Annotated in this window: 11 protein-coding genes; 10 read left to right on the top strand and 1 reads right to left on the bottom strand. The window is 64.7% G+C overall.

What is annotated here, in order from left to right; genetic code table 11:
* Positions 1–405 precede the first annotated feature (405 nt).
* On the top strand, positions 406–1,149 hold the full coding sequence (locus MJD61_01600) for a C4-type zinc ribbon domain-containing protein (protein ID MCG8553972.1): 744 nt from the start codon (positions 406–408) through the stop codon (positions 1,147–1,149).
* Positions 1,150–1,154: 5 nt separating this feature from the next.
* On the opposite strand, the gene MJD61_01595 is transcribed toward MJD61_01600, so the two are convergent.
* On the bottom strand, positions 1,155–2,075 hold the full coding sequence (locus MJD61_01595; GenBank protein ID MCG8553971.1) for a branched-chain amino acid transaminase: 921 nt from the start codon (positions 2,073–2,075) through the stop codon (positions 1,155–1,157).
* Between the two features lie 246 nt (positions 2,076–2,321).
* On the opposite strand from MJD61_01595, the gene yajC reads away from it, so the two are divergent.
* The 9 genes from yajC to cdaA form a co-directional block, all read left to right on the top strand.
* Positions 2,322–2,744, top strand: coding sequence for a preprotein translocase subunit YajC (gene yajC, locus MJD61_01590; protein ID MCG8553970.1), 423 nt, complete (start codon positions 2,322–2,324; stop codon positions 2,742–2,744).
* Positions 2,745–2,775: 31 nt separating this feature from the next.
* Complete coding sequence (gene secD, locus MJD61_01585; GenBank protein MCG8553969.1) at positions 2,776–4,614, top strand: protein translocase subunit SecD; 1,839 nt, start codon at positions 2,776–2,778, stop codon at positions 4,612–4,614.
* A gap of 3 nt (positions 4,615–4,617) precedes the next feature.
* Positions 4,618–5,745 carry a protein translocase subunit SecF gene (secF, locus tag MJD61_01580; protein ID MCG8553968.1) on the top strand — a complete coding sequence of 376 codons (1,128 nt, stop codon included), beginning with the start codon at positions 4,618–4,620 and terminating at the stop codon, positions 5,743–5,745.
* Positions 5,746–5,748: 3 nt separating this feature from the next.
* Positions 5,749–7,440, top strand: coding sequence for a single-stranded-DNA-specific exonuclease RecJ (recJ, locus tag MJD61_01575; protein MCG8553967.1), 1,692 nt, complete (start codon positions 5,749–5,751; stop codon positions 7,438–7,440).
* Between the two features lie 129 nt (positions 7,441–7,569).
* Positions 7,570–8,139, top strand: a complete 570-nt coding sequence (locus MJD61_01570; protein ID MCG8553966.1) for a hypothetical protein — start codon at positions 7,570–7,572, stop codon at positions 8,137–8,139.
* An 11-nt stretch (positions 8,140–8,150) separates the two neighbouring features.
* The gene (tilS, locus tag MJD61_01565; protein ID MCG8553965.1) at positions 8,151–9,161 is read left to right on the top strand and encodes a tRNA lysidine(34) synthetase TilS; all 1,011 of its coding nucleotides are present in this window, start codon (positions 8,151–8,153) and stop codon (positions 9,159–9,161) included.
* Positions 9,162–9,509: 348 nt separating this feature from the next.
* Positions 9,510–11,441: an ATP-dependent zinc metalloprotease FtsH gene (gene ftsH / locus MJD61_01560; protein ID MCG8553964.1), complete on the top strand. Its 1,932-nt coding sequence runs from the start codon at positions 9,510–9,512 to the stop codon at positions 11,439–11,441.
* A gap of 83 nt (positions 11,442–11,524) precedes the next feature.
* Positions 11,525–12,385: a dihydropteroate synthase gene (folP, locus tag MJD61_01555; GenBank protein MCG8553963.1), complete on the top strand. Its 861-nt coding sequence runs from the start codon at positions 11,525–11,527 to the stop codon at positions 12,383–12,385.
* A partial coding sequence (cdaA, locus tag MJD61_01550; protein MCG8553962.1) for a diadenylate cyclase CdaA occupies positions 12,382–13,144 on the top strand: 763 nt, incomplete at its 3' end. The genes folP and cdaA, both read left to right, overlap by 4 nt.

Raw genomic sequence — 13,144 nt, 5'->3', positions numbered from 1 at the left:
GGCCCACCCCTGCCAAGGCGTCGCTGCTAAGGGCCCGCGCAAGAATAACTCGTGTGCTTCGGTGAGGACTGGGCGCCGCTGGCGAGGCGCGACGACGAGGAGTATTGGGGATACTTCGAGGAGGAGCAACATAGCCAGCGGCGGTCAGAACCGGCGGAATGGATGAGTTATTCTTCCGCGGGCCCTAAGGCGTCGAGTCAAGCAAGGCCCGTCCAAATCACTTCAGGCGGGTATGGGTGAGCGGCTTTGCCGGGTCCGGGGCTTGCGTTGGACCGAGATTGGAGCTAACACGCCTCGCCCGCGGCGTGACGTGCGAACCGGGCCAGGCTTGTGCTCACGCGCGTTGGAGGTGTCCATCGCCGGACGCACGCGGCGGGCCAACGCAAAGACCTTGGAGCGTGGCGCATGGACGTACGCGAACAGCTCGCAGCCCTTGCCAAGCTAGCGGAGATCGATGCATGTGTGCGGGACATCGAGAGCGAGCTGAAGGAGATCCCCGCTCGCATGGACGAGCTACGAAGCAACGTCGCGCGGCTGCGGGGCCTTCTGGAGGCGGAGCGCGATCAGTTGGCCGAGGCCGAGCGTTTGTTCAAGGTCCAGGAAGAACAGATCCAGGAGAAGAACGACTCTCTCGGCCGCTCGAAGGCCAAAGCGGCCAAGGCCCGCACGTTGCGCGAGGCGGATGCAGTCGAGCGCGAGCTCGAGCAACTCCGCCGATCGCTACGCGAGCGCGAGGAGGAGCGGCAGCGGCTCGGGGAGGCCATGGAACGCGTTCGTCGGTCTCTCGGCGGGCACGAGCGGGAGTTTCAGGAGCTCGAGGACTACTTTGCCGACGAGGACGCGGGCGCCGGACGCCGCACCGCAGAGCTCACCGAGCGCCGCGATGAGGCGGTTTCCGGCCGTGAGGAGGTTGCTGCCCGTGTGGAGGCCGCGGTGCTGCGGCGCTACGAGCTGGTGCGGCGCCACCGAGGGGGCGTAGCCGTGGCTAGCATCAAGGGAGGCAGTTGCGCGGGATGCCATACCGCGTTGCCGCCCCAGCTCATCATCCGGGCGCAAAAGGCCGAAACCGTCGAGGAGTGCCCCAGGTGCCACAGGATGCTGCATCATCCGGCTGCCGTGGGAGCCGCCGAAGACCCAGCCGGCGCCTGACCGGCTCAAACTTGAGCGCGCCACTCCGGATGCAGGTTCTCGGGGCCCCGCACGACCTGGAAGTAACGCTGCTGCAGGCGTTTGGTAATGGGCCCTCTGCCGCCGTCCCCAATCGGACGGTCATCGATCTCCCGCACGGGTGTCACTTCCGCAGCCGTTCCGGTGAAGAAGACCTCGTCAGCGGTGTAGAGCTCGTCGCGTGAGATCATGCGTTCGACTACGGGAACTCCGACTTCGCCGCAGAGCTCGATCACGGTGTCTCGCGTAATCCCCCTCAGAATCGAGGCACCTGGCGGTGGGGTCACCACCTTGCCGTGTTGAACCGCAAAGATGTTCTCCCCGGAGGCCTCGGCAACGTAGCCCTGCGGGTCGAGCATGATGGCCTCCTGGTAGCCCGCGGCCGTGACCTCGGTTTTCGCCAGGATGGAGCTTACGTAGTTGCCTACCAGCTTGGCCTTCGTCATCATGCAGTTGACGCCGGGTCGAGTGTAGCTGCTCACACGGACCCGAACTCCGCCCTTTAGCGCCTCATCACCCAAATAGGCGCCCCAGCGCCACACCGCGATGGCGAGCCGAACGGGATTGCCCGCGGGGTGAAGGCCCATGGCTCCGTCACCCAAAAATGCTAGCGGCCGGATGTAGCATTCGTCCAGACCGTTGGAGCGAACGGTCTGAAGGCAGGCTTCGATCACCTCCCCGCGGGTCCAACGCAGCTCGAGTCCAGCGATCGTGGCGGAGCCGAAGAGCCGGTCGATGTGCTCGCGCAGCCGGAACACGGCGCTGCTGCCGTCAGCGCGCTTGTAGCAGCGGATTCCCTCGAATACTCCCAGACCGTAGTGCAGGGTGTGGGTGAGGATGTGAACCGTGGCCTGGTCCCAGGGCACAAGCTCACCATCCATCCAGACTTTATCGACCTTCTCCACCATGATCGCGTGTCTAGCACAGCCTGACCAGGTCGCGAGGCGTTTCCGCGCGCTTCGCTGCGACGTGCGAGAGCGAAGATTCCCCAACGCCACCTCGGTCTGCGGCCCCGAAGTTGGCGCCTGGTTGACGGGCTTTTGGCCTTGGAGTAGAACGCGCCCACTTTTTTGGGCCAAAAGAGCCCACCGACCAGGGCACGCCGGGCGCCTTTGCAAGCACTCCGAGGCCGTGTGGCCCCACCTGCTGTGTAGATGCGAATCTTCCTTTTCAAGATGCTGTTGTGGTTGCAGCCCGAGGCAACTGGCGCCGAGGCCGCACAGCAGGTTGGTGAGCGCGGGGGCGGTCAAGCGCCGGGTTGCGGGGGTGGCGGCATGCAGCTCGGAATGCTGGCGGTCATGTTCTTCATGTTCTACTTCCTGCTCATCCGCCCGCAGCAGAAGCGTCAGCGAGAGCACGACAGCATGCTCAAGTCGCTGCAGAAGGGTGACAAGGTTCGGACGCGAGGGGGGATTCGTGGCGAGGTGGTCGAGATCGGCGAGCAAGAGGCTACCCTGCAGATCGCGGATCGGGTCAAGATAAACATCCTGAGATCGCACATCGAAGCTCGCGCGGAAAAGCCTCGTGCCGGCACCGAGCCCGACGCGAAGCAGCCCGCTCCGAGCAAGAAGTCGTGATCGCCGCCTAGGAGCCACGGGGACAGGGGTGATGGACAAGGGCTGGTACGTTCGATTCCTTTTCGTGTTTTCCTTGACCGTTGCCGCGTGGTTCGCCTTGTGGCCGACGTTGGATGGCTGGTTGCCCGCGCCCGGGTACGTAAAGGACATCTTCTCGAGCCGCATCAGCCCAGGCCTGGACATTCGAGGAGGGCTGCGACTCGTCTACGAAGTCGAAGTCGATGAGGCCATACGGGACCGGCGCGACACCCGAGCCGAGCAGATTCTCAACGAGCTAGGAATCAAGCTCGGTATCATACCCGAGGCTGAGAGCCCCACGAGAGACCACATGGCCAAGACCCGCGCCAGGGTGGATGTGGCCAAGCTCGAGGACCGCCGTCGCTTTCGTGTGTCCTTCAAGTCGGCGAGCGATACGGGGCAGCTCGATCGGGAGCTGCTGAACCGGTACGAAGACCTGCGTGAGATCTCGAGGTCGGACACCGAAGTGGTGCTGGCGGTCGATCCCGACTTCTTGGCCAACATCCGCGACACCGCCGTACAGCAGGCTCGGGAGACCATTTCCAACCGCGTCGATGGGCTCGGCCTGAAGGAGACCTCGATCACGGCACAGGGTACGGACATCATCGTAGAGGTGCCCGGCGCGGACGAATCGGCCTTCGAGCGTATTCGCGAGATCATCAGCAAGACCGCGCGTTTGGAATTCAAGATCGTGGCCGACGAATCGACGTTCGTTGCCGACCTGGCTGACCTGCCCGAGGGTGTGGAACGGCGGGTGGAGCCCGCATCGGCTGGACCCAACAAGCCGCAGGTGGCGTCGAGCTACCTCGTGGCGTATGGCGAAGACGCCTACGCCAAGCTCGAGAGCTACGTCGAGACGTTGGCTTCTGCGCGGAAGATCCCTGCGGATCAGGAGCTGCTGTTGGGCGAGATCGACCCGCTCGAGACGAACACGGCGGGTGCGGGTGAAGCTGTACGCACGGGGTGGCGCACCTACACCCTGTACTCGCGGACCGAGCTCACCGGTGACTATATTCAGGAAGCCTTCGTCTCGAGCGATGAGCGCACCAACAAGCCGAATGTGCTCGTGAACTTCGAGGGGGAGGGGATCGATGCCCTCGACGAGATGAGCGGCCGCAACGTCAAGCGGCGCATGGCTATCGTGCTCGACGACCAGGTCAAGAGCGCGCCGGTCATTCAGGAGCGGATCGGCGGGGGCCATTGCCAGATCACGCTGGGCGGCTACCGCGATTACACCGAGCTGCTCAACGAGGCCCGTGATCTCGTGTTGGTACTGAAGGCCGGCGCCCTGCCGGTGCCGATACGACCATCCAACGAGCAGCTGATCGGGCCCACTTTGGGGCAGGACGCAGTCCAAAAAGGCGCGCGAGGCGTGCTGGTGGGCGTCAGCATGGTGCTGGTTTTCATGCTGATTTATTACCAGGCCGCCGGTGCAGTGGCAGACCTCATGGTGCTGCTGAACCTGCTGTTCTTGCTTGCCACGCTGGCGTTTTTCGAGGCCACGCTCACGCTGCCGGGAATCGCAGGCATCGCACTCACCGTTGGGATGGCCGTGGATGCCAACGTGCTCGTGACGGAACGCATTCGTGAGGAGCTGCGTACCGGGAAGTCGACTCGGGCGGCGGTAGAGCAGGGCTTCGGCCGAGCCTTTTGGGCGATCATGGACAGCCAGTTCACGACCTTTCTGGCAGGTGTCGTGCTGTTTAACTTCGGCACAGGACCGATCAAGGGCTTCGCGGTCACGCTCATGGCGGGCATCTGCAGCTCGCTCTTTACCGGGGTCTTCTGTTCGCGGGTGATGTTCGACTGGATCGCCCGAGGACTGCGCATTCAACGTTTGCCGGTAGGGTGAGCCATGCACATCTTCAAGCCCGGCCGCACGTTCAACTTTCTGCGCTACCGCAAGCTGTTTGGAGTCATCTCGACGCTGCTGGTGGCCGGCAGCCTGGCGCTGCTTTTCGTGCCGGGGCCCAACTACGGCATCGATTTCAAGGGGGGTACCGAGATCGAGCTGGCCTTCAAGACCGATACGGGGCCCGGGGCGCTGCGTAGCAGCATCATGGGGCTCGGTTACGAGCGTCCTCAGGTCGTGAGCGTGGAAGGGAAGCTCAACCAGTACATCATACGGATCCAGGAGGTTTCCTCGCTGCCCAAGGAGCAGATCGAGCAGATCGAGGCGAAGCTCACGTCCGCGCTGGGAGCTACCCAGCTCGAGGAAATGAAAGTATCCCCGGGCGGCGACAAGATTTCGCTGCGCCTGTCGGATACGGCAGACCCAACTGCTCTCGAGGCTGCGCTCAAGCAGGCGGGCGCCCAGGTCAAGAAGGTTACGGCCTTTGGTCGCGCCGACGACCACCGCTACGAGGCCCGATTGGTCGGGGTGGCCGACGAGGTGGTGCGCGGGCTGCAGCAAGCCATGCCCGACCGGGCCCCGGAGCTGCCGCTGCGGGTGGAGTGGGTCGGCCCCAAGGCAGGTGCCCAGCTTCGCGACGCGGCGCTCAAGGCCTTGCTCTATGCGGTCGCGTTCATCATGGTGTACGTGGCCTTTCGCTTTGACCTGCGTTTCGCTCCCGGTGGTGTCGTGGCCATGGTCCACGACGCGATGATCACGTGCGGCCTGTTCGTGGTGCTTCAGAAAGAAGTCAATCTCGCGACCGTTGCGGCCCTCCTCACCGTCATCGGCTATTCTATCAACGACACCATCGTGGTCTACGATCGGATTCGGGAAAACATGCATCGCATGCGCGACGCGAGCCTCTACAACCTGATCAACATCAGCACGTCGCAGACCCTTTCCCGGACCATAATCACCTCCATCACGACGCTGTTGTCGATTTCAGCTTTCTTCATCTGGGGCACACCCGTGATACGAGATATCGTTTTTGCACTGTTCGTGGGCTTCGTCGTGGGCACCTACTCTTCGATCTACGTGGCCGCCCCTTTCACCGAGTGGATGGATCGACGCTTCTTTCAGCGGGCTTGAGGCATGCAATACGAGGTGCTGCCGGCGGAACCCGAAGCGGCCCAAGCGCTGGGAGCGGCGTGCGGTGTGGCGGCTACCGTGGGCCAGGTCCTGCTGCACCGAGGCCTGCGTGAGCCCGAGGCTGCGCGCGATTTCTTGAGCGCTCGGCTGGCCGGGCTCACTCCGCCCGCCACGATGGCCGACCGCGAGATCGCCGCCGAGCGCCTGGCGCGAGCGGTGCGTGCCCGCGAGCGCATCACCGTGTTTGGCGACTACGACGTGGACGGAACCACATCCGCGGTCATCCTGGCCGACGTGCTCGAGGTGCTTGGCGGCACGGTCAGCGTGCTCGTAGCCAACCGCTTCGAGGGGGGGTACGGCTTCAGCGAGCAGGCTCTTGACAAGGTCCTGCTAACGCGACCAGGGCTCATAGTGACCTGCGACTGCGGTTCGAGCGACCACGAGCGAATCGAGCGCGCCAAGGCCGCCGGCGTCGATGTCATCGTCATCGATCATCACCTGGTACCCGAAGCGACGCTGCCCGCGCTCGCCTTCCTCAACCCGCAGCGTCCCGAGTGCCGTTTCCCGTACAAGGGGCTGTCAAGCGTTGGGTTGGTCCTGTCCGTGTCCGCTGCGCTCCGCAAGGCACTCGGCGCGGCGCTCGACTTGCGGCGCTGGCTCGACCTTGTCGCACTGGGAACGATCGCCGACGCGGTTCCGTTGCGTGAGGACAATCGGCGGCTGGTGAAGGCGGGATTGACGCTGATCGCTTCGCCCCATGGTCGCCCGGGGGTGGCGGCCCTGTGCGAGCTCGCCAGGTTGCGTCCCGGCGGCCACGTGAGCGGGGCCGACGTGGCCTTCCGCCTCGTGCCTCGGCTCAACGCCCCGGGCAGGCTTGCGGACCAGTCGCTTACGTTGGCGCTGCTACGATCGCGCACGCTTTCCGAAGCCCGGACGCTCGCGGCCGAGATCGAACAGCTCAACGAGAGGCGCAAGGCTCTACAACGTGGTTTCGTCGCTGACGCGATCGGACAGGTCCTCGAGGTGTACGGAGGGGAACCGGACCACGGTATCGTGGCAGCGGCGCGGGGCTGGCACCGCGGAGTCGTCGGCATCGTCGCCGCGCGACTCGTCGAGCGCTTCCGCGTCCCGGCGCTCGTGGCCGCCGTCGAAGGCGACACGGCGCACGGCAGCGGGCGCACACCCAAGGGGTTTGCGCTCTACGACGCCGTGGCACGCTGCCGTCCCTTATTGACCAAGTTTGGTGGTCATCAGGCTGCCGTGGGGTTTTCGCTCCCGCCGGCGCGGCTCGATGAGCTCCGCGCGGCGTTCGCCGATTCGGCGCCCGCCGCCGACGTGGCAGCTTGCGCCAGCACCGGCGTGGCGGTCGACGCCTGCCTCGACGGAAGTGTGTTCGACCTGCCGCCAGCGTCCGAGATGGCACTGCTCGAGCCCCTGGGTCACGGCAACGACGCGCCGCTCTTCGTGATTCCGGATGCGGTCGTGCGTGGGCGCAAAATCGTGGGTGAAGATCACCTGCGGCTGAACCTGCGGATTCGTGACCAGAGCGTGGTGGCCCTGGGGATCGACCTGGGCGCGCGAGCGGGCGAAGTCCGCGCCGGAATGAACGTGCGCGTCGTGGGCACGCTCAAGCCCGACGGCTGGCGGGGAGGGGATGCCCTCGAAATGCGTGTGTTGGACTTCGGCGCCGCCTGAAGGGTTGTACTAGCCCCGCGGTCGATATCCGCCGCATTGGCCGATTGCAGGGTGTAGGTCTTGTGTCTCATGCCTTGCCCGCAAGAAAGCGTCCGTAGTAAGGTGATGTTCACCTTGCGGGGTTCGTCCGTGACCAATCCACGTCGTGCCAGGCTACTGGCAGCCGTATTCGTCCTGAGCTGTTTGTTGGCAGCAAGCCATCGGGCCCGTGCGCAGAGCGCGCAGGTCGACGCCGATTTCAAGGGCATGGTCGGTCTCGGTCTGGTGGGTGCCGAGCTCGGCTTCGTACTGCCCGCCGCCGTGGGGCTCGACGATACTTGGGCGTTTCTCGTGTTTCCGCCCCTCTTTGCGGGCGGCGGAGCCGTGGCCGGCTACTACCTGCTGGAGAACGGCGGTGGCAGCCCCGAGCTCGCCGTGGCATCGCTCGCTCTTGGCATGGCGTTGGTCATCCCGTCGATGCTGTTGACCTTGACGGCGACCGCGTACGACCCGGAGGATGATCGAGCTGCTCGGACCAGCGGTCGCCCGTCGCTCGGGCGCCTCGCCCCGGGTGGACTCGTGCGCTGGTCCCCGGGTGCTGTAAGGCTGGGGCTGCCCGCGCTGGCAGTGCGGTCGGGATCCGCCCGTTCCAACCTGCAATCGCCCGTGGTCCCGGCTGGCTCCCAGGTCCGGCTCGCCCTGGTTTCAGGTGCGTTCTAGGGCTCGTTCCGGTGGCAGGCGCCTCGATTGTCCTCGGGCGCGTGCGCCGGACGCTGCTTGCGCGGCAGCTGCTTCGGCCTGGTGACCACGTTCTTGCCGCATGCTCGGGCGGTCCGGACTCGGCGGCGCTGCTCGCTGCGCTTGCGCGCTTGGCGGACGGATTCGACCTGCGGCTAAGCGCCGCCTCGGTCAACCATGGCTTGAGGGCGGACGCCGCCCTGGACGTCGAGCTGGCGCGGGAGCAGGCTCGGGCGCTGTCCGTCGGTTTCCACTGCGTAAGCGTGGAGCTCGGCCCTCGTGGGCCTTCGCTGCAGTCGCGCGCGCGCCGGGCCCGCTACCAGGCGCTTCTTGACCTCGGGGCAGGACTTGGGGCACAGCGTGTTGCCACCGGCCACACCCAGGACGATCAGGCCGAGACCGTCCTGGCGCGTCTGACCAGGGGTACGGGCATCGAGGGTCTGGCCGGGATCGATCCGGGTCGAGCCGATGGGGTGATTCGCCCGCTGATCGATTGTCGCCGTGCGGACGTGCGTGCCCTGGCCACGGCCACCTTTCGGAGGCTGGCCGACGACGCCAGCAACCGCGATGCTCGCTTCCTGCGTACCCGTGTCCGTGACCTGCTTGTGCCGCTAGCGCAGCAGGACCCTGCGCTGATCTCCCACCTGGCGGCGCTCGCCGACGATGCTCGATCCATGCGGGAGCACCTGCGGCTCCAAGCCGAGGCACTCCTTGTGCGATCCACGGTCGAATCGACTCCGCACGGGCCTCCCTTCCACCTGGGGCTGGCCTTGCTGCGCGAGTCTGGCGAGAGCCTGCGGCGCGCGACACTCCGTCGTTGGATCGCAAAGTGCACCGGTCATCTCCCGGGTCGTGCCCAGCTTCAAGCGCTCGATGCAGTTGTAACGAGCGGCCGAGGCGAGGTGTGGCTGGCCGGCGGCTGGAGCGTTCGCCCTCAGCGTGGCCGCTTCGTGTTGAGCCGGGGCTCAGGGCGGGCTCGGGGTCGCCGGCGCGTTGGGCACTAATCGGAACATAAGCTGTTGGTAACTACGACGCTGTAGTCGCGCTCATGCCGATGTGGGGGCGAAGGCGCAACACGACCGCTGGCAGCACTGGACCGGTTTCCGAGGACGCGCCAGGCCCCGCCGGGCGCGGGGACGCGGTGTAGGGCCACAACCAACGACAACCTGCGGTCGGTTCGTTTCGTTGAAGCGGTAAACCCGCTATGCTAACGGATTGATAGGACTTGCGAGCGTGAATCAAGCCGCCCTACTGAATCAAGCCGCCCTACTGAATCAAGCCGCCCTACTGAATCAGGCTGCCCTACTGAATCAGGCTGCCCTACTGAATCAGGCTGCCCTACTGAGGTTGAAGTGAAGCAGAGCCACAAGACCCTGATTCTGTGGGTCATGCTCATCTTCATGTTCGTCGCCATTTATCAGCTGGTGGCAGACGGCGAGCAGCCGAGGAATGTCCCGTACAGCGAGTTCATTGGGGACGTGCGGTCGAACAACGTGGATCGGGTGGACATCAAGCCCCGAGACAACAGCGCTGAGTTCCACTACGTATCCAAGGCGTCCAATCAGCAGCGTGACAGCAAGGTCTCGATCGGGATCGTCGGCGAGCAGCTCAACAAGGAGCTGCTCGAACGCAAGATCCGGGTGGAGTACATGCCTGACGACCAGAACGGTCTGTGGGGCAGCATTCTCGTGACCTGGGTCCCCATGATCTTCTTGCTGGTGGTGTTCTTCTTTTTCATGCGCCAGCTTCAGGCGTCCGGCGGCAAGGCCATGAGCTTCGGCAAGGCGCGCGCCCGTCTGCTGAACGAGGCGCAGAACAAAGTCACTTTTGAGGACGTTGCCGGGATCGACGAAGCCAAGGACGATTGCGAAGAGATCATCGCTTTTCTGAAGGATCCGAAGAAATTCCAGCGTTTGGGTGGGCGGATCCCCAAGGGTGTGCTGTTGATGGGCGCTCCCGGGACGGGCAAGACGCTGCTGGCCAGAGCCATCGCCGGTGAGGCTGGGGTGCCCTTTTTCAGCATATCCGGCTCGGACTTTGTCGAGATGTTCGTGGGTGTGGGGGCCTCACGCGTCCGCGATCTCTTCGAGCAAGGCAAAAAGCACGCTCCCTGCATCATCTTCATCGACGAGATCGACGCGGTCGGCAGGCATCGCGGGGCCGGTCTTGGTGGCGGTCACGATGAGCGCGAGCAGACGCTCAATCAACTTCTGGTCGAGATGGACGGCTTCGAGTCCAACGAAGGCGTGATCATCATCGCCGCCACCAACCGTCCGGACGTCCTGGATCCGGCTATTCTGCGACCAGGTCGCTTCGACCGGCGGATCACAGTGCCTCGGCCCGACATGAACGGCCGCGCAGGCATTCTGGCAGTCCACACCAAGAAAGTGCCCCTGGATCCAAGTGTCGACCTCGAGATCATCGCGCGCGGCTCGCCGGGTTTTTCAGGGGCAGACCTCGAGAACCTGGTCAACGAAGCGGCTCTACTGGCGGCGCGCCTCGATCGAGACGCGGTGGCCACCACGGATTTCGAGATGGCCAAGGACAAGGTGCTGATGGGATCCGAGCGTCGCTCGATGATCATCAGCGAGCAGGAGAAGCGCCGCACGGCCTGGCACGAGGCTGGGCACACGCTGGTCGCGTTGCTGCTGCCCAACCACGATCCGGTCCACAAGGTATCCATCATCCCGCGTGGGCCAGCCTTGGGGGTCACCATGTCGCTGCCCAAAGAGGATCGCGTAGGTTATTCGAAGGAGTGGGCGCTTGACCGCATCGCCATGGCGCTCGGAGGTCGCGTGGCCGAGGAGATCGCCTGCGAACAGGTCACGACCGGTGCCGCGGACGACTTTCGCAAGGCCACCGAGCTTGCACGCTCCATGGTCGCGGATTGGGGCATGAGCGACAACCTTGGGCCCGTGGCCTACGGCCAGCAGGAGGAGTCGTTCTTGCCCTTCATGCCTGGTCCCCGCAGAGGCGAGTACTCCGAACAGACCGCCCGAGACATCGACGTAGAGGTGCGACGCATCATCACAGAGCAGTACGAGCGCGTCCGCAGGTTGATCCTGGACAACCGCGACAAGCTCGATGCGATCGCCAATGCCCTGCTGGAGCGGGAGACGCTGGACAGCGAGGAAATCGAAGCCGCGATGAGCGGCCAACCGCTGCCGACCCGCGAGCGCATCGTGATACCGAGCTACGCCGAAAAGCAGAAGCAGGCGCGGGACAAGCACAGAAAGAGCTCGATCTTCCAGCCACGCCCGCGCGAAGTCCCCTCAGGGAGTTAGCAAGGCGCCTCCCAAGGACGCGCCCGTCCGTACCATAACCTGTGCAGATTGCAGAGGACCGGGCGTCGCTGGCAAGGCGCAAGATGTCGGACGTAACCCGCTGCGAGATCTGGGGAGTGCTCAACGTGGCCCCCGATTCCTTCTCCGACGGCGGCCGTTACTCCGAGCTGGGCGCCGCATTGGAGCACGGGCGGCGTCTTCTGAGCCAGGGCGCGCACGTCGTAGATGTGGGCGGCCAATCCTCCAGGCCGGCGGGACGCACCTACGGGTCCGGCGCGCGCTCGGTGCCGGCGGAGGTGGAGGCGGCTCGAGTCGTTCCGGTCGTTCGGGCGCTCGTGGAACAGTCACGGGCGGTACGCATCTCAGTGGACACAACAAAAGCCGAAGTAGCTCGGCAGGCGCTCGCGGCAGGCGCTACAATAGTCAACGATGTGTCTTGTGGGGCGCACGAGGAGTTGTTGCAGGTCGTCGCGGCAAGCGGAGCGGAGCTGGTCTTGATGCATACACGTGGAGCGGGGCAGATCGACGCCGAGAACACCAAGTACGACGACGTCGTGCTGGATGTCCGACGCGAAGTGCTGGCAGCGGCGCAGCGCGCCGTAGCCCATGGCGTGCCCCGCAGTGCGATTTGGATCGATCCGGGCATAGGTTTTGCCAAGACTTGGGACCAATCCCTGACGCTGCTTGCCAACCTGGGCGCGTTTGTCGACACCGATCACAGAGTGCTGGTAGGAGCCTCCCGCAAGAGCTTCATCGCCGAGGTCGCAGCGGCTGCTTCGGGTCGCAAGCCCTCGCCGCTCGAGCGTGAAGGTGGCACGGCTGCTGCGGTGACGGCCTCGGTCCTTGCCGGTGCGCACGCGGTACGGGTCCACGAGGTCGACACGATGCGGCAGGCGGCCATGGTGGCGCAGGCGCTGCGCACTCGTCACGGAGGCAGGCCGTGAGCGAGTTCATCAATGCCGTCGCCGCGTTCTTCGACCGCGATCTGTCGCTGTGGCTTTGGGATCTCGTCGACATCTTCCTCGTGGCGCTCGTGATCTACTACGTGCTTCTCGTTATCAAGGGTACACGTGCGATGCAGATAGGTATCGGGCTTGGTGCCGTGTTCATCGTGTATCAGGCCTCGCGCCGGCTCGGGTTGCTCACGTTGTACGAGATGCTCGATACCCTGCTGACTTCCTTGGTACTGATCATTGTTGTGATATTCCAGAACGATATTCGTCGCGCCTTGATGCGCTTCGGGCGGCGTGCGTTCTTCACTTCCGTACGCGCTGCCCAGCAGGGACACGACATCGAAGAGGTCGTCAAGTCCGCGTCGATGCTTGCCCAGAAACGTATCGGTGCCCTCATGGTGTTCGAGCGCGATGCCGATCTTGGCGAATTCATCGAGCAGGGTACCGTGCTCGACGCCGCCGTCAGCAAGGAGATGCTCTACAGCGTGTTCGTACCGAGCTTCGAAAACCCGCTGCACGACGGTGCGGTCATCATCCGTGAGGGGCGCGTGTGGCAGGCGGGAGCCGTGCTGCCTCTGACCGCTCGACCTAAGTTGGACCGGTCGCTAGGCACCCGGCACCGGGCCGCGGTGGGCCTCACCGAGGAGACCGATGCCGTGGTCGTGGTGGTTTCGGAGGAGCGGGGCTCGATGAGCCTGTGCTTCAACGGCAACATGGTGCGCGATCTCGATGCGGCATCGTTGCGAAAGG

The sequence above is a fragment of the Pseudomonadota bacterium genome (genome assembly GCA_022361155.1).
GTDB lineage: Bacteria > Myxococcota_A > Polyangia > Polyangiales > JAKSBK01 > JAKSBK01.
This window is presented reverse-complemented; position numbering and strand designations above follow the sequence as displayed.